Genomic DNA, 23,078 nt, shown 5'->3' on the forward strand with positions numbered 1-23,078 from the left:
GGGGAGAACGATGTGAGACGCCGCGTCGCACTCCAACTGTTCACCTATCTGGGCCTAGGAGCGGGCGCCCTGGGCGCCGAGTCGATGCGCCGCCTGGTCGATCTTTTCCTGACGACCGAACCCCGCGATCTCAACGACTGGCATCTCGCCTGCAACGATCATCTTTATGCGCTTCGCACCCGGCCGCCCCTCCAGGTCCGCGAGGACCTGCTGATCGACTTGGTGGCCCTCAAACGCCAACTCCAGGTCGCCGGTGCCAAGGAACTGACCGAGCTGAAACGAGTCGAAGCGGCGCTCGCGACACTCCACGCCAATGTGCTGACGCGTCTTGGCGATCACGGGGCCGCTATCCGCTGGTGGCGTACGGCGAAGGAGAGCGCCGCCGCCACCGGGGATCTGGAGTTGCAGCTCGCCATTCGATCCACCGAGGCAGGGAACGGCCGGTATGGCCAGCGTTCTCCTGAAGCGGCATTGGGGTTGACTCGAGATGCCATGCGTCTCGCAGGTCAGCAACCGACCTTGGGAAAGGCGCTGGTGACCTGTAGCCACGCGAAGGCGCTCGGGCTCGTGGGACGACACTCTGACGCTCAGCGGACGTTGGCGATGTGCGAAGACCTCTTTGCGGCAGCGGGAAGTCCGCCCGACGTCATGCCGGGCTACTGGACCGGTGGGCAACTCGAGTACACAAGGCTCCTCGTCCACGCGGGTGCCGGGAACGAGCCAGAAGTCGACGCGGCCATCGATCAGTACATGACGCGGGTCTTGAGCCGTATATCGGATCACCAGTTTGGGCCTCAGGCTCATCTCCAAAGAGCGCTGTGCACGATCGTTAACGGTGGAATTGACAGGGGAGCGAAGGAAGCCATCGCTGTCCTCGATGCCGTTCCGGTCACTTCTCGGACAAACATGATCACTGCGGTTGGCAGCCAGGTGCTCCGAGCCGTACCGCTGGATCAGCGGGAGCGCCCGGCCGTCCGTGAGCTCCACGACGTTCTGATCAAGACCGCCCCTTCTTGCCCGCCACTGTCCAGTGCCTGAGGGCACGGGCGCGGTCATTGATCGCGTTCACTGTCCGCTCGCGACTACGGGGAGAACGATGTGAGGCATCGGGTCGCACGACGCTGCATCTGTTCCAGGCCGACGTGCCCAAGACCACGACGTGCGCGTCGTCGCCACCAAAGGCGGACGGATCCACGCCGTCGCGATCCGCACTCAGGACCCGCGGGTCCGCCAGGATTTTCGGACCGCCTACGACGCTTTGACGTACGAAATCACCGCCGTCCCCGACCGCGTGGCCTCCTCCTGCCGTACCTACCTGCGAACGCTCGGCTTGGAGATGGGCGTGTTCGACTTCGCGGTGACCGACGACGGAACATGGTGGTTCCTGGAATGCGGCCCCGGCGCGCAATGGGCCTGGCTGCAGGAGGAGACCGGGGCGCCCATCGCCGACGCCGTGGCCGACACGCTCACAGGAGAGACCGCATGACCGGCACCCCCGTCGACTGGAAGGCGCGCGCGGTGGCGTTGGCCGACCGGCTCACCGAGCAGGGCGCCATCACCGACCCGGCGTGGCGGCGGGTGGTCGAGACCGTCCCCCGGCACGTGTTCGTGCCCGAGTTCTACAGCGACGGCGACCCGCCCGAACTCATCACCGCCCGCGACGCGCGCTGGCTGGAGCTGGCCTACTCCGACGACACCCTCGTCACCCAGCGCAAAGAGCACCCCGACCAGCCCGGTTTCTCCTGGTCCACCAGCTCCAGCACCCGCCCCGGCTTCATGCTGCGGCTGCTGCACCTGCTGGACGTCGGCGACGGCATGGACGTGCTGGAGATCGGCACCGGCACCGGGTACACCGCCGGGCTGCTGTGCGAACGGCTCGGCTCGCAGCACGTCAGCACCGTGGACATCGACCCGGAGCTGACCGAGGCCGCCCGGCGCCGCCTCGCCGACGCCGGCTACCGGCCCGCCGTCATCACCGGCGACGGGCTGCTCGGAGACCCCGTCCACGCCCCGTTCGACAGGGTTCTTGCGACCGTGGCGACTGAAAGCGTGCCGTATGCGTGGGTGGAGCAGACCCGTGCGGGCGGGGTGATCCTGGCCGACGTCCGCCCGCGCGGCATGACCCGGGCCGGGGCGCTCGCCCGCCTCACCGTCACCGAGCAAGGGACCGCCGGCGGGCCGCTGATCCCGGCGACGTGGGGGTTCATGTCGACGCGCCGGGAGGTGGACCGGCCCGGCATCCCCGAAACCGCGCCCATCGACACGTCGGTCGTGCGCACCCGCACCAGCCCGGTCGGCGGCGCCGCCCTGCGCACCCCCGGCCTGTCCCTGCTGATCTGGCAGCGCCTGCCCGGCGTCACCGTGTTCCCCCGCCCGGACGGCGCCCAGATCGTCACCCCGGACGCCTCCTGGGCCACGGTCACCACGACCGCCCCCGCCACGGTCGAGTACGGCGGCCCGACCGACCTCTGGCAGCAGGTCGAGGAAGCGCACGCATGGTGGACCGCACACGGCCGCCCGGACGTGGACGCCTTCGACCTCACCGTGACCCCCGATGAGCAGCGAATCCATTACCGGACGCCGGACGGGGACGACCGGAACCGCTGACATCCCCGCTCGACATGGTCTGCGCGCCACAAGTAGGGACGGACCTTGCAGCGGCTGCGTCGATTCGACAGCAGGTCAGCTGAGCCTGGGAGGGGCTCGCAGTGAGTCGCCAATGGGCTCATCTTGAGCCGGGGGCTCACTGTGATCGGGGGCATCCCGTAGGTCACTGGTTGGTGGCCGCCCGCGCCCCGACCTGTAACCGCACACGAACACCACCACCGCGCGCCCGGAGCCAAGTGCACCGTCGTGCGCATGGCGCCGCACGACTCGCACCACGGCCCTCGCGAACACGTGTGTGGCGCGACGGCCGAGGCCGCCGCGCCACACACGGTCGTCCGAGGGTTCGAAGCCGCTCCGGCGATGACGACGACGTGACGCCGTACCGGTCACTTCACTGCCGACGCGGACAGCGGAGTGCGGTCACCGTCGCGGTCACCGCCGCCCGAGGAAGCGGCTGTCACCACACCGTGACGTTGGAGTTCCCGCTGCTCTGGTACCCCTCGGTCGCCATGATCTGGTAGTCGTGGCTGCCCAGGTTCATGCCGACGCGCGCCCACGCGTCGAAGTGGTTGCCGACGGTGATCGTGCCGCTCGACCGCTTCGACTGGCGGACGCTCCAGTACTGCGGGAACGTTCGGATGCCCTCGATCGAGGGCGCGTTGTACCGCATCGTGCGGTAGATGTCGTACGTGCCGCCGTCGGTGGTGACCGTGCCCATGTACTGACCCGTGGGCCGGTAAGTGCCCCAGTTCTCGATGACGTAGTACTCCACGAGCGGGTTTCTCGTCCAGCCGTAGAGCGCCAGGTACGCATTGCCGGACGGATAGAAGCTGGCGGAGTAGTTCACGGTCCGGCGTCCGCCCGGGTTCCAGCCTTTGCCGGCGACGAAGTTCCCGGTGTTGTACCACTGGGTGCTGTAGTTGCCGCCGGAGCCCAGCTCCATGGAGACCGTTCCCTGGGCGTCGGTCCAGAAGGAATAGAAGTAGCCGTTGTGCCAGCCGGTCTGATTGGTGGTGATGGCGGCCTGGGCGGTGCCGGGCACGAGCGCGACGGCCGTGGTCAGCGCCGCGGCGCAGGCGCCCTTGGCGAGCAGTCTGCCGCGGCGGCGTCCGCGGCGGCTCTTCGGACGGCGGGGGGCGTCGATCATGTGGTGCTTCCTCCTCCAGGACACTGGCGTTTCGCCAGGCGGCGTGGGGCGACCCGGCGAAGCCGACGGCGGCCGGAAGGGGAGCGGCCGCCGTGTGCCGGTGTCGCGCCACGCGGCGGGGTGGGTCGGTTTGTCGCGCGAAGACGACCGGAGGACCGGGTCGCAATGAGCGCCCCGGATCGACAGTGCGCAGATCTGTCGATGGCGTCATTGTTCGCCCGGTTCTCGAGAATTGTCAACGATCCGCGTGAGATCATGGGCATTCGGCGGCCGGGGATTCTCGAGAGGAATGCATTTCGCCTGGTCGCCGGTTCCCGTCCGGGCGGCCGACTTCGAAGTCGCCGATGCAACTTTCAGAATTTCGAGGATTTCGGAAATTCATCGAAACATGGCCGCGGCAGGTGCGCGATCGCGGTCCGCTCGCGGCGGCGAATGCGAAGTCACGCGCCCGGTCGTCGGACAGGGCGCCTGGGGAGCGCGGGCTCCTTCGACCGCGCGATGACAGATCCGGCGGCGCGCCGCCACGTCCCCGTTCGACGTTCACCGGGCCGTCACCGACCACCAGCACCCGCGCCGGGGCGGCGGCACGTGCAGCGCCGAGCCCGAACGCGCTCGCGCCCGGCTCGATCAAGTGCGCGGGTCAGGGGAGGAGGGCGTCGATCGCCGTAGTCGCGACGGACGGGCCCTTCGGCCGGGCCTTGTCGACACGCGCTCTTGCCCGTGAGATCGCGAGCGGCATCGAGATGGTCGCCGTGTGCGGGGATTCACTCGGCGCTGGTCGGGGGCGGGGGTGCGGCCGACGCGGCCGCGCGGCCTCCTCTCACCACCATGCCTTTGGTCCTGCCGGCCCCCGTCGCATCGCTCGGCGGGTCAACGCGCGGCTGCGCGTGGAGTCCGAGGGGTGGGCGCTCGAGTCCTCGGCGCCGACCGGGAGCGGGCCCGTCCTTCTGCAAGCCTTGAGCGGCGGGGCGCCGTCCGCCACGCGCATCGACCCGTCCGTCTCGTGGCGGCGTTGAGGACGTGCGACCGAGCGGCCCTTCAGAGGCGGCTCCAAGAGCCGCGCAGACAAGCGAGCCGCCGACGGCGCGCGAGCAAGCTGTCGCGACAGGCCACTAGGGCAAACCACCACGTCGAATTGAGTATCCGTACTCAGGCGGTGGCGGGGCAGCCCCGTGACACTGAGCGCCATGACCACCGGTTCACGCCGCACGGCGCTCACCTGGCTCACGGACGTCCTCTTCGCGGTGACGTTCCTCGCCTGCGAGGCGGCCGTCCTGTTCGTCCTCTGGCTGCGCGCCGCCATGGTCGCCTGGGCCGCGTCCTACAACGGCGTCGTCGAGCAGGACTGGGACGGCACGCTCGTCGCCCTCGGAGTCGTCGCGGCGTGCGCCGTGCTCCTCGCCGTCGTCCTGTGGCGCAGGAGGTGGCCGGTGGCCGCCGTCACGCAGGGCCTCGCCGCGGCCGTCGTCGCGCTGCTGATGGCGGGCGTCCTCGCCTTCGAAGGCGGTTAGGCGTCCCCGGGCCGGAGGATGCCGCGCTCCATGGCGGTCGTGACGGCGGACGTGCGGTCGGAGACGCCGAGCTTGCCGTACGCGCGCAGCAGGTGCGTCTTCACCGTGGCCTCGCTGATGAACAGCTCACGGCCGATCTCCGCGTTCGTCCGGCCGCGGGCGACCAGGCGCAGCACCTCGATCTCGCGCGGCGACAGCTCGACCGGGGAGCGCATCCGCGACACCAGCTTGGCCGCCACCGACGGGGCGAGCACGGTCTCGCCGCGCGCGGCCGCGCGCACCGCCTGCGCCAGGTCCTGCCGGGACGCGTCCTTCAGCAGGTAGCCGGTGGCGCCCGCCTCCACCGCGCGCAGGATGTCGCGGTCGGTCTCGTACGTGGTCAGCACCACGACCCGGGTCTGCGGACGCTGGGCCAGCACGCGCGCCGTGGCCTCGACCCCGTCCGCGCCGGGCAGCCGCAGGTCCATCAGCACGACGTCGGGCGCGTGCCTGCGGACCGCCGCCACCGCCTCGGCCGCGTCGCCCGCCTCCGCCACGACCTCGATGCCGTCCTCGGCGGCGAGCATGCCGCGCAGCCCCTCCCGCACGACGGGGTGGTCGTCGACGAGCAGCACGGTGATCGCGCTCATGCCGGCACCTCCACGGTCAGGACCGTACCGGCCCCGGGCGCGCTGTCGACCTCCAGGCGTCCCCCGGCCTGCGCCACCCGCTCCCGCATGCCGCGCAGGCCGAACCCGCGCGCCGCATCCGGATCGAACCCTTCGCCGTCGTCGCGCACCTGGAGCACCGCCGCGCCGGATCCATAGGTCAGCCGTACGGACACGTGCGCGGCCCCGGCGTGCTTGCGGATGTTGGCCGTGGCCTCCTGCGCCGCCCGCAGCAGCACCACCTCCGCCCCGGCGGCCAGCGGCCGGGCCCGCCCGGACGCGGTGAACTCGGCCGGAACGCCGAGCTCCTCGCCGAGCCGCCGCACCAGCCGGTCCAGGGCCTGCTCGAGGGACGAGGACTCCAGTCCGGCCGGCGGCAGCGCGTCGACCAGCGCCCGCGCCTCGGCCAGGTTCTCCCGGGCGGTGGCGGCGGCCAGGTCCAGGTGGCGCCGCGCCTGGGCCGGGTCGTGTTCCAGGTGCGAGTCGGCGGCCTGCAGCAGCATCAGGATGCTGGTGAACCCCTGGGCGAGGGTGTCGTGGATCTCGGCCGCCAGCCGCTCCCGCTCGGCCATCGCCCCGGCCCGCCGGTTCGCCTCGGCCAGCTCCGCCCGCGTCGCGCGCAGCTCGGCGATCAGCTCCCTGCGCTCGGTGCTCTGCCGGATGATCCGGTCCACCCAGAACCCGAAGATCGCCGAGAAGCCGACGACCACCGCGGCCCACAGCGCGAACGAGACGACCCCCTCGGCGTCGCCGGCCTCCAGCAGGAACCGCAGCGCGGGCGCGGCGTTGAGCGCGAGCACCGTCAGCATCGCCCCGCGCCAGCGCAGCGCCAGGAACGCCTGCGGGCACAGCGCGAACAGCACCAGCGAGCTCTCCGGCGACGCGACCGACGCGGCGCCCGACAGCACCACCGTTCCGGCCAGGTACGCCAGTGCGGCCGGGCGCGGGGCGGTGCGCTCGACGACGCGCCGCCCCAGCAGCAGGTACCACGGCACCAGCGCGGCGAGCAGCACCGCCGCGACCGTATCCGCCCGCCACGACTCGCCCTCGGCCAGCACGTAGATGATCGTCGAGGCGAGCACGAGGGCGAAGTACGCCTCCCAGCGGCGCCCGCCCCACCGCCACGCGTCCGCGTCGGCGGTCACCGCTCGTGACGCCGCTTCCACCTGAACGTCGTCAGGCACAGCACCAGCCCTCCCATGCACCAGGCCGCCAGCACCAGCGCGACCCTGCCGTGCTCCCACGAGCGCGCGGGCTCGGCGGCCAGCAGGGCGTCGGGCAGCAGCGCGGAACGCAGACCCTGGCACATCCACTTCAGCGGGAACAACGCGCCGACCTGCTGCACCCCCGAGGGTAGGTCTCCGAACACGAAGAACACTCCGGAGATGAACTGCAGCACCAGATACGGCAGGTTGAACACCGCGGCGGCGCTGCGGCCCGACGCGGGGACACCGCTCACCGCCACGCCCAGCAGCGTGCAGGCCGTCACCCCGAGCACGAACACCCACGCGAACGTCAGCCACCGCTCCGGCGTCGCGGGCGGACGCAGACCGAACAGCGCGCCGCCCACCGCGAACAGGACCGCCGTCTCGGCCACCGACAGCGTCAGCGCCGAGACCGTCTTGCCGATGAAGTACGACGCCCGCGGCATCGGCGTCCCGTACAGGCGCTTGAGGGTGCCGTCGTCGCGTTCGGAGGCGATGGCGATGCCGAGGCTGGTGAACGTCGTCGACATGATGCCGCTGGCGATGATCCCGGCGGCGAAGTACTGCCGGAAGTCCACGCCGGTGTCGCCGACCTCGCCCTTGAAGACCGTCCCGAAGATGAGCAGCAGGACGATCGGCAGGCCGAAGGAGAACGCCACGGCGGCGCGCTCGCGGACGAACATCTTCAGCTCCAGCGCGCCGCGCGCCAGCCCGAGCCGCAACGCCAGGGTCATCGCACCGCTCCGATCATTTCCAGGTAGACGTCTTCCAGGGACGGCCGGGTGACGGCCAGCTCGGGGACCTCGCCGCCGAACTTCGCGCTCAGCTCCGCCACGACCTGCGTGGGGGAGGCGGTGTCGATGTGCCGAGGGCCGTCCGGGTCGCGCCAGCTCACCCGCGCGGTCGCGGTGGCGCGCCCGCCGAGCCGCGCCGGCGTGTCGACGGCGAGCATCCGCCCGGCGGCGATCACGCCGACCCGGTCGGCCAGCGCCTCGGCCTCGTCCAGGTAGTGCGTGGTCAGCAGGATCGTTGTGCCGTCGTGCGCCAACCCCTGGATCAGCTCCCAGAACCGGCGGCGCGCGTCGGGGTCGAACCCGGTGGTCGGCTCGTCCAGGAACAGCAGCTCGGGGTCGCCGATGATGCCGAGCGCCACGTCCACCCGCCGGCGCTGGCCTCCCGACAGCCGCCCGACCCGGCGTCCCGCCTGCTCGGCCAGCCCCACCGCCTCGATCACCTCGTCCGGGTCCCGGGGCCGCGGATAGTAGGACGCGAAGTGCCGCACCATCTCCCGCACGGTCAACTGCGGATTCTCGGCCGACGTCTGCGGCACGATCCCGATGCGCGCCCGCCAGTCCCGGCCCGCCCGCGCGGGGTCGGCGCCGAGCACCGACACCTCGCCCGCCGTCCGCCGGCGGTGCCCCTCCAGGATCTCGACGGCGGTGCTCTTGCCCGCCCCGTTCGGCCCGAGCAGGGCGAACACCTCGCCCTGCCGGACGTCCAGGTCGACGCCGTTCACCGCGTCGACGTCCCCGTACCGCTTGCGCAGTCCGCGCACCCGAACCGCTGTCTCAGCCATGCCGCCAGCGTCGCGCCGCCGCGGCCTCCGGGCCATCGACGCTCCGGTCATCCCCGTGTCCACCGATCGGTGGACACGCCCCCGCCGCCCCAGACGGTCACGGCGTCGAACGTTGTGATCTACGTTGTAAAGGAAGGAGGTCATGCCGCTTCCGGGACCGGCGAGGATCCGGTGCCACGGCGCGCGGCGCGGAGCGTGTCCCGCGCGTGTTCGAGCTGGGCGAGGGCGTCCACCTGCCGCAGCTCCGCCTCCCTCCAGACGGTGAGGGCGTGCAGAGTGTCGGGACTGCCGGGGTCGATGGCGCGGGCCCGGTCGTAGGCGGCTCTGGCTGCGTGCGCCTCGTCCCGGGCCCGCAAGAGGGCCTGTTGGGCGGCCTTCAGGTTCGCGGCGGCCTGGTCGACGTCGACGGTCCCGACCAGGGACGGTGTGCGGTTGGTCGTCAACGGAGCACCCCCGGCAGATCGAAAGCGGGTTGCACACCGGCCGCGCCCGGCCGGGCAGGCACAGTTCCGGTCTTCGAGCAGGGGCCGTCGGTGGCCGTTCCGGCGTGGGTCTCTTCGTCACTCATCGGGGACGGCATTGGACGCGGTTCGACGATGCCTATGGCAGACGCGGCGTGCAGTCGCACCCATGGGCAGCGGCGAGGTGGTCTCAGATGAGGTCGTCGGGGCCGGGCGGCGGCGGCCGGATCGGGCCTGTCCGGCGCTGCCTGGTCCATGCCGGCGGTGGCCGTGCTAGTGGTCATGGCGCCTCCTCCCAGGGGGCCGTGGTTGCCTGCTGCTTCCGGAGGGTGAGCGGGGCGGTGTGAGGCGCGGGTTCGGGTTTGAGTGACGTGCGGGCGGCGGCCTGCCTGCCGGCGCGGCGGTGGCGCAGGCCGGTGCCTTACGGTTCGTGGCTGCGGGCGCACGGCAGTGCCGACCCCGCGCGGCGCGCCCCCGAGGCGCCGCGCGGGTGACGATGGCGCCCTCCCTGCCAACGTCGATGTCCTTCTGATCGCGGGCGGGCGGCTCGCCGACGTCCACGGCTGCCGGGCGGCGAGGAATCCCGCGCGGCTCGGCGCGTGCGGCGGGCCGTGGTGGCGCCGGCCCGCCGCACACATCGTCCCGAGTCCCACGGGGGGTGAGGGGCTCGGTCGACGTTCCCCGTGGACGACCTGCGCCGCTCCACTACGCAGGTCGTCGCCCCCGGCATGCTGTGAGGCCGCGCCGCGTGCCGGAATCGCGCGTCCGTTCCTGGCTCGGGTGATTCGCGGCCGGCTCAGCCCACGCGCTCGATGCGGGCGCGGCGGATCAGGAACTTGCCGGGCTCACGCACCTGCTCGAACGCCGCGTTGTTCAGCAGGATGCAGCTGCCCGACCGGGAAGTCACCTCGACCGTCACGGACTTGCCGTTGTCGAGGTTGGTCACCTTGACCCGCGTACCGATGGGGAGCTGTCCGCTGGAGGCGGCCGGAGCGCCGTTCTCGCCCGAGAGCGTCACCGTGGAGCCCTGGCACACCACCTCGCCCGAGGCGTTCTGCTGAGGCTGTGCCGAGGCCCTGGGCGCCGAGGCCTTGGGCGCCGAGGACGCGCCGCCGGTCGACGCCTGCCGCTGGCCCTGACCCGACGCCCCGCCGGCCTTCGCCTGCTCCTGCGCGCAGAACGCCTCGGTGAAGGCGTCCACGGACTCCCCGCGGGCCTTGCGGACCTGCGCGCCCCGGCACAGGGAGCTCAGCTGGCCGCCCTCCCCGAGGCCGGACACCGCGTTGGTCGTGTTGGCGAACCGCTCCCGCTGGCGGCAGTGGAACGCCAGGTCGAAGTCGAGGGTGGCGTCGCCCCGCGCGGCCCGCTCGTTGACGAGCCGGCACGTCCTGCTGATCTGCATCGCGGGCTTCTGGCCCTGGGCCCGCGCCGCCTGGCGGGCGTTCTCCAGCTCGGCGAACTCCTGCTGGTCGCAGTGCTTGGCGGCCGCCACGTCCACCGACTGCCCGGCGGCGATCTGCTGCTGGACGGCGGCGCACCCGGACGACTCGCCGGCCACCGTCCCGGCGACCCGCTCGCCTCCCCCCGAACACGCGGCGGTGACGCCGATGAGCGCCATGGCGCCGACAGCGAAGGACAACCGCCGTGCGAGCGTCGTGTGGCTCACGAACCTCTCCTTTCGTACGGGAACTCGGCCCGCTATACGGCGAGTCCTCGCCACCCGGCTCATAGGAGATCCTTAAGCGCGGTCGATAGAACCCTTAAGCGGCAAAACCGCAGATAGGACGGCGAAGGGCGCTGCCGCATCCGGTCCAGGCGTTCCGACGGCGGGCGGGCGGCCCGCCGTCACGAATCGGAGCCGATCCGGTCGATCCGGTGAAGGGTGAGGATTTTCGGACGCGAGAGAACTACGATCATCTGTTGATGAGCGAGAAGCAGGCCGAGTGGCCGCCCCCGGATCTGGACTTCAACAAGCCGACGATCGCCCGCGCCTACGACGCGCTGCTCGGCGGCAAGGACAACTTCGCCGCCGACCGTGCTCTCGCCCAGTACGCCATCGAGCACGTCCCGGGCCTGCGCGAATCCGCGGTGGAGAACCGGAAGGTGCTGGTGCGGGGCGTGCGGTACCTGGCGCGCGAGGCCGGCGTCGACCAGTTCCTCGACCTGGGCAGCGGCCTGCCCACCGTGCAGAACACCCACGAGGTGGCGCAGGCCGAGAACCCCGAGGCCCGCGTCGTGTACGTCGACATCGACCCGCTGGTGCTCGTGCACGGCCGCGCCCTGCTGGCCAACAACCAGTACACCCGGGTCGTCACCGGCGACGTCCGCGACCCCGAGGCGATCCTGGGGCACCCCGACATCGCCGGGTTCATCGACTTCGACAGGCCGGTCGCGCTGATGCTCGTCGGCATGCTGCACTACCTGGCGCCCGACATCTCCGACGAGGTCGTCGGCGCCTACCGCGACGCGCTCTGCCCGGGCAGCTACCTGTTCATGACCTCGCTCGTCGACACCGGTCTGCCCGCGCAGCAGGACCTGGCCCGCATCACCCGCGAGAACCTGGAGGAGGGCTGGGCCCGCACCCCCGAGGAGATCGAACGCCACTTCGGGGACTTCGAACTCGTCGACCCCGGCGTCGTCTTCACGGCCCTGTGGCGCCCCGACGACCCGGTCGACCCCGACAACCTGTCGCCCGGCGAGCAGCTGGGCATGGCGGGCATCGCCCGCAAGCCCTGACCCGCCGGCCCGCGCGGCGGCCGACGGGACGTCCGGGCGCCGCCGCGGGCGTCGGACGCCCGCCGCGCGGTCGGCGGTGGGGCGCCCGCGCACGACACGGCCCCCGCAACCCTTGGTCAGTCCGGCAGCGTGGAGAAGCGGTACGTGGTGGTCGACCGGTACTCCTCGCCCGGACGCAGCACGGTGGACGGGAAGTCCGGCTGGTTGGGGGAGTCGGGGAAGTGCTGCGTCTCCAGGCAGAACGCGTCGCCCTGGCGGTAGGCCAGGCCGCCGGTCCCGACGTCCGAGCCGTCGAGGAAGTTGCCCGAGTAGAACTGCACGCCCGGCTCGCTGGTCAGCACCTCCAGCACGCGGCCGGAGCGCGGGTCCTCGGCGCGGGCGGCGACCTCGGCGCCGTTCAGCACGAACGTGTGGTCGTAGCCGCGGCCGACCAGCAGCTGGGGGTGCGGATCGCGGATGCGGGCGCCGATCGGCCGCGGCTCGGTGAAGTCGAACGGCGTGCCCGCGACGGGCGCCTGCTCGCCCAGCGGGATCTGCCGGTCGTCCACCGGCAGGTAGCGGTCGGCGTCGATGGTGAGCCGGTGGCCGTACACCGTGCCGGAGCCCTCGCCGCCGAGGTTGAAGTACGAGTGGTTGGTCAGGTTCACCACCGTCGGACGGTCTGTGGTGGCGCGGTAGTCGACGCGCAGCGCGTCGTCGGTGACGGTGTAGGTGACGGTCGCGCGCAGCGTCCCCGGGTAGCCCTGCTCGCCGTCGGGGCTGACGTAGGTGAGAGTGAGGGAGCGGTCGTCCGCCTCGGCGACGTCCCAGACGCGCCTGTCGAACCCCTCTTCGCCGCCGTGCAGGCTGTTGTCACCGTTGTTGCGGGGCAGCCGGTACTCCTGGCCGTCCAGGCGGAACCGGCCGCCCGCGATGCGGTTGCCGTACCGGCCGACGACGGCGCCGAAGAAGCGGCGGCGGGCCAGGTAGCCGTCGAGCGTGGCGCAGCCGAGGACGACGTTGCCGAAGACGCCGTCGCGGTCGGGCACCTCCAGGGTCTGCACGGCGCAGCCGTACGTCAGGACGCGCACGCGGATCGCGGACCCGGTCAGCGTGTAGCGGCGCACGGGCGTGCCGTCGGGCAGCGCGCCGAAGCTCTCTTCGTTCATGTGACCTTTCGGGAGGGCGGGCGGTCGGCCCGGACGCCGACCGGCGCCGCGGTGGGCTCGCGGACGACGAGCGTAGTCTCCAGGACCGTCAGCGCGGCAGGCCCCGGCTCCTGCCCGGCGGCTCCGAATCGCCGCGTTGGCTTCGGGGGTCTGCCCGCCCCAGGGGCCGATGGGGCGGGCAGACGGAACACCGGGGGAGTTGGGCGGACCCCGGTATGCCGTTCCACCTCCGAAGTCGGCGGGGACGGCGCGAAGGTTGCCGCGGTCGGCCGGGGATTTCGTGAGAGGCGTGAAAGTGCGTCTTCCCAGAGCGGCGGACGCGAGGTACGGTCGGGCCCGTGTGGGAGCGCTCCCAGGGGCCGGGACCCGTCCACACCGTGTTCGCCCCGAGGAAGGTCATGTCGATGAGGTTCCGTCCTGCGCTGGCCGTGGCCGCCGGGCTGCTCGCCGCCGCGGCGGCGGCATTGCCCGTGTCGCCCGCGTCCGCCGCCGAGCCGACCCTCGGTGAGCTCGCCGCCGCCAAGGGCCGCTATTTCGGGTCGGCCACCGACAATCCCGAGCTGAGCGACGCCCCGTACGTGTCCATCCTCAGCAGCGAGTTCACCTCCATCACCCCCGGCAACGCCATGAAGTGGGAGAGCACCGAGCCGCAACGGGGGCGGTTCGACTTCGCCAAGGGGGACGAGATCGTCGAGCTGGCCCAGCGCAACGGGCAGCAGGTGCGCGGCCACACGCTCGTCTGGCACAGCCAGCTGCCGAGCTGGGTGTCCGACGGCGGCTTCTCCGCCGAGGAGCTGCGCTCGATCCTGCGGAACCACGTCACCACGGTCGCGTCCCACTACAAGGGCAAGGTGGTGCACTGGGACGTGGTGAACGAGCCGCTGAACGAGGACGGCACGCTGCGCGACACCGTCTTCTCCCGCACGCTCGGCGAGAGCTACATCGCCGAGGCGCTGCGCGCCGCCCGCGCCGCCGACCCCGACGCCAAGCTCTACATCAACGACTACAACATCGACGGCATCGGCGCGAAGAGCGACGGCATGTACCGGCTCGTCAAGTCGCTCAAGGAGCAGGGCGTGCCCCTCGACGGCGTCGGCTTCCAGGGGCACCTGGCGCTGCAGTACGGCTTCCCGTCCCGCATGCAGGAGAACCTGCAGCGCTTCGCCGACCTCGGCCTGGACGTGGCCATCACCGAGCTCGACATCCGCATGCAGCTGCCCGCCGACAGCGCCAAGCTCGCCACCCAGGCCGCCTGGTACTCCGACGTGACCAAGGCGTGCCTGGCCGTCAGCCGCTGCGTCGGCATCACCATCTGGGACTTCACCGACAAGTACTCCTGGATCCCGGACGTCTTCCCCGGGGAGGGCGCCGCACTGCCGTGGGACGAGAACCTGCGGCCCAAGCCCGCCTACGACGCGCTGCGCGTCGCCCTGGGCGGCGACCCCGACGGCGGCGAGCCGGAGCCCCCGGCCTCCTGCAAGGTGGCCTACTCGGTCGGCTCCCGCTGGGACACCGGGTTCACCGCGAACGTCACCATCACCAACACCGGAGACAGCGCCATCAACGGCTGGACCCTCGTCTTCGACCTGCCCGCCGGGCAGCGGGTGAGCCAGGGCTGGGGCGCCCAGTGGTCGCAGTCCGGGACGACCGTCACCGCCGAGAACGCCCCCTGGAACGGCACGCTCGCCCCCGGCGAGTCCACCTCCATCGGCTTCAACGGCACCCACACCGGTGAGGACGGCAGGCCCACCGCGTTCACCCTGAACGGCACTTCCTGCACCGCCGCCTGACCACGACCGGCGGCCCCGGACCGGGCGCCGCGGCCCGTTAGCGAACGGTGACCCCTCTCCGCAGCGGCCCGCGGCGCCCTTCCATACGCGGCGCCCTTCAATGCGCGGCGCCCTTCAATGCGCGGCGGCCTCGCCGCGCCCTCAGCGCTGGACGGGGTCGATGCGGCGGCCCTCCCGGTCGAAGAACAGCACCCGCGACACGTCCACCGCCAGCCGCATCGGAGCGCCCACCTTCTGCCCGTGCCCGGACCGCAGCCGCACCACCAGGTCCGAGCGGCGGTGCGCGCCGACGTGGTCGGACGGCGGCTCGGGCTCGGCGCGGCGGGACCCCAGCCGCAGCATGGAGCGGACGCGGTCCAGGAACGCCGACTCGTCGCGCGGCGTCTCCCGCTGATCCCGCGGCGCCGCCTCGAGCTCGTCGCGGTCGACCACCGGCACGTCCGTCTCCACGTGCGCCAGCCACTCGTGCCCGTGGTACTCCAGCGCCCGCAGCCGCCCGGTCAGCTCGGCGCCCTCCTCCGGATCGGACACCGGGTGCAGCGCGTCGGCGCGCACCCCCACGATGATGGGGAACCCGTGGTGGTGCGCCAGGTGCTCCACGCGCGGATCGGTCCACGGCAGCCGCAGTTCCTGGCCGCCGAGGTCGATGGTGACGCTGCCTTCGCCCAGATGCGCGTAGACGGTCCCGGCGAGCAGGTTGATCTGAGGGGCGCCCAGGAAGGCGGCGGTGAACGCGGTGGCCGGGTCCTCGTACACCTGCGTGGGCGTGCCGAGGTCCTCCAGGCGCCCGTCCCGCAGCACCGCGATCCGGTCGGCCAGGGTCAGCGCCTCCACCTGGTCGTGGGTGACGTACACGGTGGTGACGCCCAGCCCGCGCACCAGCGCGCCGATCTCCAGCCGCAGGTCGGTGCGCAGCGCCGCGTCCAGGTTGGACAGCGGCTCGTCCATCAGGAACACCGACGGCTCGCGGATGATGGCCCTGCCCATCGCCACCCGCTGGCGCTGTCCGCCGGACAGGCTGCCGGGCAGCCGGTCCAGTGTCTGCTCGATCTGCAGCGCGCGCGACAGCTCGACCACCTTGGCGCGGATCTCGTCCGGGTCCTCGCCCGCCAGCTCCAGCGGGAACGCCAGGTTGCCCTGGATGCTGCGGTGCGGGTAGAGCGCGCCGCTCTGGAACACCATGGCGATGTTGCGCTCGCGCGGCGGCAGGTCGGTGGCCAGTTGGCCGTCCAGCCACAGCTCGCCGCTCGTGGGCTCCTCGAGACCGGCGATGATGCGCAGAATGGTCGACTTTCCGCAGCCGGACGGGCCGAGCAGCACCATCAGCTCCCCGTCGCGTACGTGCAGCCGCAGATCGCTGACCGCGCGCACCCCGCCCGGATAGACCTTGCTCACCGATTCGAGGGAGACTGCGGCCATCGCTAGCACCTAGGGTCGGGGGTGGGCGGACGCGGCACACCGCGCCCCTTGTGGGATGGGTTCCGGCCGTGCCCCCTCACCGGCGGCGCCGTCGCATGGCGCGAGCGACTCGGCGCCCGCCGCACGGACCGAGGTCATCCGTAAGTACATCGTGACGCACGCCACTTTGTCCAGCCCGTATTCCCGCTCCCGCAGGCCGATCGCGGCCTCCTCGGGGAGCGCGGCGACCGAGCCGTCGAGCCGGCCCGGGCGGTCGGGCCCGAGCGGCAGGACGGGCGGACCCGCCGGAAGGACGGCGGACCGGGCGAGCGGAACCCGGGCCCGGCCCCCTTCACGGGCCCGTGAGGCAGCCCGCCCGCCCTTCCCGCCGGCCTCCCGTTCCATGTGTTCGCCGTCCGTTGCGCGGCCGTCTCAGGCCGATTCGCGCAGCACCAGATGGGTCTGCAGGATCACCACCGGCTCGGGCACCGGCTCGCCCCGGATGCGCGAGACCAGCAGCCGCGCCATGCGGCGTCCCATCTCCTCCACGGACTGGTGCACGGTGGTCAGCGGCGGATCGGCCACCGGCGCGCTGGCCGAGTCCTCGAAGCCGACCACCGCCACGTCGTCGGGGATGCGGCGCCCGCGCTTCTTCAGCACCCGCATGGCGCCCAGCGCCATCGGGTCGTCCGCGGCGAACACCGCGTCCAGGTCCGGCGCCATCTCCAGCAGCCGCTCGGCGGCGGCGACGCCGCTGGCCTCGCTGAAGTCGCCGTACACCACCAGCTCGGGCAGCCCCGCCTCGGCCAGCGCCTCGCGGTATCCGGCCAGCCGGTCGATGCCCACGCCCATGTCCTGCGGGCCGGCCACGGTGGCGATGCGCCGCCGTCCCTGGTCCAGCAGGTACTGCACGGCCTGGCGGGCGCCGTTGCGGTTGTCGACGTCGACGTAGCTGACCGGGGTCAGCCCCGGGGGCCGGCCGCCCAGCACGGTCGGCACCCCGTTGGCCTCCAGCTTGGCCGGCAGCGGGTCGTCGGCGTGCAGCGAGGTCAGCAGCACGCCGTCGACGTGCTGCCCGGTCAGGTACTGCTCCAGCCGGGCGTACTCCTCGGGCGACTGCGCCAGCGCCAGCAGCAGCTGCAGCCCGGTGGCGTTCAGCTCCGAGCTGATGCCGCGGATGATCCCGGCGAAGAACGGCTCATCGAACACCCGCAGCTCGGACTCGGCCACCACCAGCGCCACCGTGTCGGTCCGCCGCGTCACCAGGGTGCGGGCCGCGCGGTTCGGCACGTACCCCAGCTCGTCGATGGCGCGCAGCACCGCCTCGCGGGCCCGGCGGCTCACCCGCGGCGAGCCGTTGATGACCCGCGACACGGTGCCGCGGCCCACGCCGGCCCGCGCCGCGACCTCCTCCAGCGTCGGCCGGCGCGAGCGCCTCACCGCCATGGGCGTCCCGTCGCCGCGGCGGATCCCCCGCGTCCCGCTCGCCCGGCCGCTTCTTCGAGCGGCCGCCGGTGCGCCTGTCCGCGCGTCCGCACCGGTCCGGTGTCCGGTACCCGTCCGGGCAGCCTCGCCTCCCGCATCGTCTCTCCGGCCCCTTCGTCGCGTGCGACGCCGTCAGCGGCGCTCCGGCAGACCGCCCTGCCGGATCACCCCCGAATACCAGCGTGCGCTCTCCTTGGGCATCCTGCGCTGGGTGGCGTAATCGACGTGCACCAGCCCGAAGCGCTTGGAGTACCCCCATGCCCATTCGAAATTATCCAGCAGCGACCAGGTGAAATAGCCGCGCAGCGGCACGCCCTCCGCGATGGCGTCGTGGCAGGCGCGCAAGTGCCCCTCTAGGTACGCGATGCGGTCGGCGTCGTTGAGCGGGGCGTCCCCGTTGGGCGGCTCGTCGTAGCCCGCGCCGTTCTCGGTGATGTAGAGCGCGACCGGCGGGTACTCCCGGTGCAGCCGCACCAGGATCTCGTACAGGCCCCGCTCGTAGATCTCCCAGCCCATGCCGGTGACCGGACGCCCGGTGTCGACGAACCGCACGAACTCGCTGCCCACCCACGGGGAGTGGCTGGAGAACGGGGAGGACACCGCCTGCGCGGCGTCGCCGGGCGTGCCCGACACGGTGAACCGGGAGTAGTAGTTGATGCCGAGCTGGTCGATCGGCTGGTTGATGACGGCCAGGTCGCCGTCCCGGATGGCCTCCTCGAACTTCAGCCCCTCCAGGTCGGTCAGCACGTCCGCCGGGTAGGAGCCGCGCAGCAGCGGGTCGAGGAAGAAGCGGTTCTGCATGCCGTCGATGCGGCGCGCCGCGTCCAGATCGGCCTCGGCCTGGCTGGCGGGGGAGACGGCGTACAGGTTGACGGCCGCGCCGAACCGGTTGTCCGGACGGCGGGCGCGCATCGCCTCCACCGCCAGCCCGTGCCCCAGCATCAGGTGGTGCGCGGCGCGCAGCGCGGCGGCCGGCTCCCTTCGACCGGGCGCATGCTCACCCGAGGCGTACCCCAGGAACGCCGCGCACCACGGCTCATTGATGGTCATCCACTGGCGCACCCGGTCGCCGAGCGCGGCGTGCACCGTGTCGGCGAAGTCGGCGAACCGGTGCGCGGTGTCCCGCTCGGGCCAGCCGCCGGCGTCCTCCAGCGGCTGCGGCAGGTCCCAGTGGTAGAGGGTCGGCCACGGCTCCACGCCCGCCTCCAGGAGGGCGTCGACCAGGCGCTTGTAGAAGTCCAGGCCCGCCTCGTTGACCGCCCCGGCGCCGGACGGCTGGACGCGCGGCCAGGCGATGGAGAACCGGTAGGCGTTCAGCCCCAGGTCGGCCATGAGCGCCACGTCCTCGCGGAACCGGTGGTAGTGGTCCACGGCCACGTCGCCGGTGTCGCCGCCCAGCACCTTGCCGGGGATGCGGCAGAAGGTGTCCCAGATCGACGGTCCGCGGCCGTCCTCGGCGGCGGCCCCCTCGATCTGGTAGGCGGCGGTCGCGGCGCCCCAGCGGAACCCCGCGGGGAAGGCGGCGGCGGGTGCGGGCTCGGAGCTGTGCTGTACGGAGGTCACGCCTTGATCGCACCTTCCATGATTCCGCCGATGATCTGGCGGCCGAACAGGATGAAGACGATGAGCAGCGGCAGGATCGCCAGCGTCGTCCCGGCGAACATGAGCGTGTAGTCCTTGAAGTAGGCGTTCGCCAGGTTGTTGATGGACAGCTGGACGGTCGGGTTCTCGGGGTTGAGCACCGCCAGCGGCCACATGAACTCGTTCCAGGTCTGCATGAACGTGAACAGGCCCAGCACGCCCGCCGCCGGCCGCAGCGCGGGCAGCACGACGCGCCAGTAGATGCCGAAGGTGGTGCAGCCGTCGACCCGGGCGGCCTCGATCAGCTCGTCGGGGACGGCCTGGTCGGCGTACTGGCGCATCATGAACACGCCGAACCCGGTGACCAGGAACGGCACGATCACCGCCTGGAGCGTGTTCTGCCAGCCCAGCCGCACCATGATCATGTACAGCGGGATGATGCCCATCTGCACCGGGATCATCATGGTCGCGATGATCACCAGCAGCAGCGCGTTCTTGCCGCGGAAGCGCAGCTTGGCGAACGCGAACCCGGCCAGCGAGGCGAAGAACACCGTGGAGACGGTGACCGCCGACGACACGATCGCCGAGTTCACCAGGCCCTTGGCGAAGTAGGCGTCGGGGTTGTCGAACAGCCGGCCCACGTTGTCGCCCAGGTTGCCGCCCGGGGTCATCGGCGGCGGGACGCTGCCGACCACCTCGTTGCTGCGCGTCGCGACGATGATCATCCAGTAGATCGGGAAGACCGACAGCACCAGCGCCGCGATCAGGGTGATGTAGGTCAGCGGGCTGGCGTCCCACAGTCCGCGCAGCCGCCCGGGACGGCGGTGGGTGCCGCTGGGGCGCGACAGGACGGCGGTCATCGTCCGCCTCCCGCGCGCCGGACGAACAGGAAGTTGAGCAGGGAGAAGACGATGATCATCAGGAAGAGCATCCAGGCGATCGCCGCGCCGTAGCCGTAGTGGTCGCTACGGAACGCGTTGTCGAACATGTACATGGTCACGGTCTGGTACTGGTGCACCGGACCGCCGTCCATCCGGCCGCTGCCGAACAGCACCGGCTCGGTGAACAGCTGCAGCCCGCCGATCGTGGAGATGATGACGGTGAAGATGATCGTGGGCCGCAGCATCGGCACGGTGATCTGCCAGAACTGGCGGAGCCGCGAGGCGCCGTCGATGGCCGCCGCCTCGTACAGGTCCTTGGGGATGGCCTGCATGGCGGCCAGGTAGATCAGCGCGTTGTAGCCGGTCCACCGCCAGTCGACCATCGCCGAGATCGCCACCCAGGACCAGCCGCGGGACGCCTGCCAGTCGATGGGGTCGACGCCGATCTGGCCGAGCAGCCAGTTGACCATGCCGTAGTCGCGGGCGAACAGCTGGCCGAACACGATCGCCACCGCCGCGGTCGAGGTGACCATCGGGGCGACGATGCCGATGCGGTAGAACGTGCTGGCCCGCAGCCGCCGGTTCAGCAGGTTGGCCACCCACAGCGCCAGCAGCAGCTGCGGCACCGTGGACAGGAAGAAGATGCCGATGGTGTTGACGACCGAGCGCCAGAACGCCTCGTCCCCGAGCAGCTCGCGGTAGTTGCCCAGCCCGATGAAGTCCCGCAGTCCCGAGGCCAGCTCCCAGTCGTGCAGGGACACCCAGATCGTGAAGACCAGCGGGAACGCCCCGAAGATCAGGAAGATGACGTAGAACGGCGAGATGAACAGGTAGGGCGAGACCCGCATGTCGAGCCGGGCGAGACGGACCCGCCAACCGCGGCCGGAGGCGCCGCGCGGTGCGGTCCGCTTCGGGCCCGTCCGGTTGCGTCCGGGGGTCGCCGGACGCAGTTCGACGCTCATGAAAAAAGTCCCTTCGGGGCGTCGGTTGAGGTCAGGTCGGTGCTACGCGCCTTCGACGCGTCGGTGGGGGAGGCCGCTGGGGCCAGGATGCGGCGGCGGCGCCCGGGGCGGTCTTGAGAGGCACCGCCGCCGCGGTTCCCCGTGCCTCGCGCTCCCGGGGGCGGACGCGGCCCGGGCGTTCCAAACCGCGCGGCGCCTCCCGGGAGCCGCGGGCGCTACCGAGCGGCCTTGGCGGCGGCCTCGACGGCGCGGTTCCAGGCGTCGGACGCCTTGATCTGGCCCTGGCCGACGCCGAGGAGCACGTCCTCGACGTCCTCACGCACGTCCTCGTTCTTCGGACCCAGGTGTATCGGCTTCACCGCGGCCGCCATCTCGCTGAAGATCTTGCCGATCGGCGCGTCCCCGAAGTAGGGGTTGGTCTTGCCGGTCACCGCCGGGTCCTTCTGGGCCTGCGGCGAGGACGGGAAGGTGTTCTTGTCCTTGAACGCGGCCAGCTGGCCCTGCGGGCTGGTCAGGAACTTGGCCAGCTCGGCGGCCTCCTTGGGGTGCTTGGACTGCTTGGGCACGGCCAGCCAGGAGCCGCCCCACACGCCCGCGCCGCCGGGCAGCGCCGCCAGGTCCCACTTGCCCTTGCCGTAGTTGCCGGAGAACTCCTCGATGCCGCCGAGCATCCAGGCCGGGCAGGGGAGCGTGGCGAAGGTGTCGCGCTTGAGGGCGGTCTGCCATTCGGGCGTGAAGATCCGCATGTTGGCGGTCAGCCCCTCGGTCTGGAACCGCAGCGTGGTGTCGAACGCGGTCTTGACCGCCGGGTTCTTGTCGAACACCAGGTTGTTGCTGGTGTCGAAGTAGGTGTAGCCGACGGTCTTGCCGCCCTCCTGGGACACGAGGGTGCGCCAGATCGCGGCCGGGCCGTCCAGCCACTTGGTCTGCGGCACCTTCGCCTGGAACTTCTTGCCCGTCTCCAGGAAGGAGTTCCAGTCCGGCCACAGCTTGGAGACCTCGTCCCGGTCGGTCGGCAGGCCGGCCTTCTTGAACAGGTCCTTGCGGTAGCACATGACCATCGGGGCGATGTCGGTGCCCAGACCGACGAGCTTCTTCCCGTCGGGCGTGAGGCCCATCTTCCACTTCCACGGCAGGAAGTTCTGCTCGAGCGAGGCGGCACCGTAGTCGAAGAGGTTGACGAAGCGGTCGGGCTGCTGCATGTAGGTGGGCAGGATGCCCTCCTCCAGCGCGACCACGTCGCCCGCCCCCTTGCCGGTGGCCATCCACTGCTGCAGGCGCGGCTTGTACTGGTCGAGCTCGGCGACCTTGCGCTGCCTGATCTTGATGTTGGGGTGGGACGCCTCGTACTGCTTGTACAGCTGCTCGTAGCCGAACTCGCCGAAGACGTCGACGGTCAGCTCGATGGTGCCGTCGGACGGCTCGTTGTCGTCCCCGCCTCCGCAGGCGGACACGGCGGCGAGGATGCCGGCGAGCACGGCGGCGAGGCCCGCTCTCAATCCCCTGCCGCCCGGTACGCGGCGCGTGGTGGCCCTCATCCTGGGACCCCTCTCGTTCGTGTCGGGTGTGGGAGCGCTCCCACGAAGGAAAGTCTGTGCTCCGCGTCACTGTCAATGGTTCGCAACACAACCGTTACGTTCGCGTCGAAAACGCTGGTCCGCGACGTGTGGGAGCGCTCCATGCACGATCGGTGAGTCGTCCCTGGCAGGCGCCGCGCGCGGCCGCGCGCGCCGGCGCCGGGTGTTGACAGCCGCGGCTCCCGTCGCGGACCCTCATGCATGGGAGCGCTCCCAAGCAGCGACTTGAGGAGCACGCGCATGACACCACGCATCGGCCCGTTCGCGGGCGCGCTCACCACGATCACGGGCGCCTTGGTCGCGGGCGCGCTGGTCGCCGGAGCGGCCGCGCCCGCGCAGGCTGCGGCGCCGCCCGCGCGCGACGCC

20 protein-coding genes are annotated in these 23,078 nt (G+C 71.7%); 6 read left to right on the top strand and 14 right to left on the bottom strand.

The features are described 5' to 3' along the window. From AR3_RS30850 to AR3_RS24770, 3 genes are all read left to right on the top strand, one after another. On the top strand, nucleotides 1-1,038 hold a 1,038-nt coding region (locus tag AR3_RS30850), incomplete at its 5' end, for a hypothetical protein (RefSeq protein WP_217998745.1). A 121-nt stretch (nucleotides 1,039-1,159) separates the two neighbouring features. Further along, nucleotides 1,160-1,486 (top strand): MvdC/MvdD family ATP grasp protein, encoded by a 327-nt coding sequence (locus tag AR3_RS30855; RefSeq protein ID WP_067917352.1) that lies wholly within the window; start codon nucleotides 1,160-1,162, stop codon nucleotides 1,484-1,486. Further along, nucleotides 1,483-2,607, top strand: coding sequence for a methyltransferase domain-containing protein (locus AR3_RS24770; RefSeq protein ID WP_067917354.1), 1,125 nt, complete (start codon nucleotides 1,483-1,485; stop codon nucleotides 2,605-2,607). The genes AR3_RS30855 and AR3_RS24770 overlap by 4 nt, the downstream gene beginning before the upstream one ends. Before the next feature lie 457 nt (nucleotides 2,608-3,064). Here the strand turns inward: AR3_RS24770 and AR3_RS24775 are convergent, their stop codons facing one another. Continuing rightward, nucleotides 3,065-3,754 (bottom strand): endo-1,4-beta-xylanase XynA, encoded by a 690-nt coding sequence (locus tag AR3_RS24775; protein WP_083951921.1) that lies wholly within the window; start codon nucleotides 3,752-3,754, stop codon nucleotides 3,065-3,067. A gap of 1,187 nt (nucleotides 3,755-4,941) precedes the next feature. Between AR3_RS24775 and AR3_RS24780 the strand changes: the two genes are divergently transcribed. Next, a complete protein-coding gene (locus AR3_RS24780; protein WP_067917356.1) occupies nucleotides 4,942-5,265 on the top strand; it encodes a DUF6234 family protein in 324 nt (107 codons plus the stop codon). On the opposite strand, the gene AR3_RS24785 is transcribed toward AR3_RS24780, so the two are convergent. From AR3_RS24785 to AR3_RS31845, 6 genes are all read right to left on the bottom strand, one after another. Beyond that, nucleotides 5,262-5,894, bottom strand: coding sequence for a response regulator (locus AR3_RS24785; RefSeq protein WP_067917358.1), 633 nt, complete (start codon nucleotides 5,892-5,894; stop codon nucleotides 5,262-5,264). The genes AR3_RS24780 and AR3_RS24785 overlap by 4 nt on opposite strands. Beyond that, nucleotides 5,891-7,096 (bottom strand): sensor histidine kinase, encoded by a 1,206-nt coding sequence (locus AR3_RS24790; RefSeq protein ID WP_217998746.1) that lies wholly within the window; start codon nucleotides 7,094-7,096, stop codon nucleotides 5,891-5,893. Before AR3_RS24790 ends, AR3_RS24785 begins: the two co-directional genes overlap by 4 nt. Next, nucleotides 7,054-7,851: an ABC transporter permease gene (locus AR3_RS24795; protein WP_067917362.1), complete on the bottom strand. Its 798-nt coding sequence runs from the start codon at nucleotides 7,849-7,851 to the stop codon at nucleotides 7,054-7,056. The genes AR3_RS24790 and AR3_RS24795 overlap by 43 nt, the downstream gene beginning before the upstream one ends. After that, entirely contained in the window at nucleotides 7,848-8,693 is an 846-nt protein-coding gene (locus tag AR3_RS24800) for an ABC transporter ATP-binding protein (RefSeq protein WP_067917365.1), read from the bottom strand. Before AR3_RS24800 ends, AR3_RS24795 begins: the two co-directional genes overlap by 4 nt. A gap of 140 nt (nucleotides 8,694-8,833) precedes the next feature. After that, nucleotides 8,834-9,136 carry a hypothetical protein gene (locus tag AR3_RS24805; RefSeq protein WP_067917366.1) on the bottom strand — a complete coding sequence of 101 codons (303 nt, stop codon included), beginning with the start codon at nucleotides 9,134-9,136 and terminating at the stop codon, nucleotides 8,834-8,836. A gap of 814 nt (nucleotides 9,137-9,950) precedes the next feature. After that, nucleotides 9,951-10,820 (bottom strand): RlpA-like double-psi beta-barrel domain-containing protein, encoded by an 870-nt coding sequence (locus tag AR3_RS31845; protein WP_217998747.1) that lies wholly within the window; start codon nucleotides 10,818-10,820, stop codon nucleotides 9,951-9,953. 257 nt (nucleotides 10,821-11,077) lie between these two features. Between AR3_RS31845 and AR3_RS24815 the strand changes: the two genes are divergently transcribed. After that, entirely contained in the window at nucleotides 11,078-11,890 is an 813-nt protein-coding gene (locus AR3_RS24815) for an SAM-dependent methyltransferase (RefSeq protein ID WP_067917368.1), read from the top strand. 116 nt (nucleotides 11,891-12,006) lie between these two features. On the opposite strand, the gene AR3_RS24820 is transcribed toward AR3_RS24815, so the two are convergent. After that, complete coding sequence (locus AR3_RS24820) at nucleotides 12,007-13,038, bottom strand: aldose epimerase family protein (RefSeq protein ID WP_067917371.1); 1,032 nt, start codon at nucleotides 13,036-13,038, stop codon at nucleotides 12,007-12,009. A gap of 404 nt (nucleotides 13,039-13,442) precedes the next feature. Between AR3_RS24820 and AR3_RS24825 the strand changes: the two genes are divergently transcribed. Then, nucleotides 13,443-14,828 carry a glycoside hydrolase family 10 protein gene (locus tag AR3_RS24825; RefSeq protein WP_067917389.1) on the top strand — a complete coding sequence of 462 codons (1,386 nt, stop codon included), beginning with the start codon at nucleotides 13,443-13,445 and terminating at the stop codon, nucleotides 14,826-14,828. A gap of 141 nt (nucleotides 14,829-14,969) precedes the next feature. On the opposite strand, the gene AR3_RS24830 is transcribed toward AR3_RS24825, so the two are convergent. The 6 genes from AR3_RS24830 to AR3_RS24860 all read right to left on the bottom strand — a co-directional run bounded on the left by AR3_RS24830 (nucleotide 14,970) and on the right by AR3_RS24860 (nucleotide 22,673). Continuing rightward, nucleotides 14,970-16,247, bottom strand: a complete 1,278-nt coding sequence (locus AR3_RS24830) for an ABC transporter ATP-binding protein (protein WP_067917373.1) — start codon at nucleotides 16,245-16,247, stop codon at nucleotides 14,970-14,972. A gap of 411 nt (nucleotides 16,248-16,658) precedes the next feature. Next, nucleotides 16,659-17,672 (bottom strand): LacI family DNA-binding transcriptional regulator, encoded by a 1,014-nt coding sequence (locus AR3_RS24840; RefSeq protein WP_067917378.1) that lies wholly within the window; start codon nucleotides 17,670-17,672, stop codon nucleotides 16,659-16,661. 171 nt (nucleotides 17,673-17,843) lie between these two features. Further along, complete coding sequence (locus AR3_RS24845; RefSeq protein WP_067917380.1) at nucleotides 17,844-19,274, bottom strand: GH1 family beta-glucosidase; 1,431 nt, start codon at nucleotides 19,272-19,274, stop codon at nucleotides 17,844-17,846. Further along, nucleotides 19,271-20,152: a carbohydrate ABC transporter permease gene (locus AR3_RS24850; RefSeq protein WP_067917382.1), complete on the bottom strand. Its 882-nt coding sequence runs from the start codon at nucleotides 20,150-20,152 to the stop codon at nucleotides 19,271-19,273. Before AR3_RS24850 ends, AR3_RS24845 begins: the two co-directional genes overlap by 4 nt. Further along, the gene (locus AR3_RS24855) at nucleotides 20,149-21,135 is read right to left on the bottom strand and encodes a carbohydrate ABC transporter permease (protein WP_067917384.1); all 987 of its coding nucleotides are present in this window, start codon (nucleotides 21,133-21,135) and stop codon (nucleotides 20,149-20,151) included. Before AR3_RS24855 ends, AR3_RS24850 begins: the two co-directional genes overlap by 4 nt. 215 nt (nucleotides 21,136-21,350) lie before the next feature. Next, nucleotides 21,351-22,673: an ABC transporter substrate-binding protein gene (locus AR3_RS24860; protein WP_067917386.1), complete on the bottom strand. Its 1,323-nt coding sequence runs from the start codon at nucleotides 22,671-22,673 to the stop codon at nucleotides 21,351-21,353. Between the last annotated feature and the right edge of the window lie 405 nt (nucleotides 22,674-23,078).

This window comes from Actinomadura rubrobrunea NBRC 15275 (assembly GCF_001552235.1).
Taxonomy (GTDB): Bacteria; Actinomycetota; Actinomycetes; order Streptosporangiales; family Streptosporangiaceae; genus Spirillospora; species Spirillospora viridilutea.

Bases quoted from the DNA above. Each gene is read 5' to 3' on its own strand.
- AR3_RS24800 (WP_067917365.1), bottom strand. From the start codon at position 8,693: ATGGCTGAGACAGCGGTTCGGGTGCGCGGACTGCGCAAGCGGTACGGG.
- AR3_RS24840 (WP_067917378.1), bottom strand. From the start codon at position 17,672: ATGGCGGTGAGGCGCTCGCGCCGGCCGACGCTGGAGGAGGTCGCGGCG.
- AR3_RS24820 (WP_067917371.1), bottom strand. From the start codon at position 13,038: ATGAACGAAGAGAGCTTCGGCGCGCTGCCCGACGGCACGCCCGTGCGC.
- AR3_RS24830 (WP_067917373.1), bottom strand. From the start codon at position 16,247: ATGGCCGCAGTCTCCCTCGAATCGGTGAGCAAGGTCTATCCGGGCGGG.
- AR3_RS24775 (WP_083951921.1), bottom strand. From the start codon at position 3,754: ATGATCGACGCCCCCCGCCGTCCGAAGAGCCGCCGCGGACGCCGCCGC.
- AR3_RS24825 (WP_067917389.1), top strand. From the start codon at position 13,443: ATGAGGTTCCGTCCTGCGCTGGCCGTGGCCGCCGGGCTGCTCGCCGCC.
- AR3_RS24785 (WP_067917358.1), bottom strand. From the start codon at position 5,894: ATGAGCGCGATCACCGTGCTGCTCGTCGACGACCACCCCGTCGTGCGG.
- AR3_RS24860 (WP_067917386.1), bottom strand. From the start codon at position 22,673: ATGAGGGCCACCACGCGCCGCGTACCGGGCGGCAGGGGATTGAGAGCG.
- AR3_RS24855 (WP_067917384.1), bottom strand. From the start codon at position 21,135: ATGAGCGTCGAACTGCGTCCGGCGACCCCCGGACGCAACCGGACGGGC.
- AR3_RS24815 (WP_067917368.1), top strand. From the start codon at position 11,078: ATGAGCGAGAAGCAGGCCGAGTGGCCGCCCCCGGATCTGGACTTCAAC.
- AR3_RS24780 (WP_067917356.1), top strand. From the start codon at position 4,942: ATGACCACCGGTTCACGCCGCACGGCGCTCACCTGGCTCACGGACGTC.
- AR3_RS24795 (WP_067917362.1), bottom strand. From the start codon at position 7,851: ATGACCCTGGCGTTGCGGCTCGGGCTGGCGCGCGGCGCGCTGGAGCTG.
- AR3_RS24770 (WP_067917354.1), top strand. From the start codon at position 1,483: ATGACCGGCACCCCCGTCGACTGGAAGGCGCGCGCGGTGGCGTTGGCC.
- AR3_RS24850 (WP_067917382.1), bottom strand. From the start codon at position 20,152: ATGACCGCCGTCCTGTCGCGCCCCAGCGGCACCCACCGCCGTCCCGGG.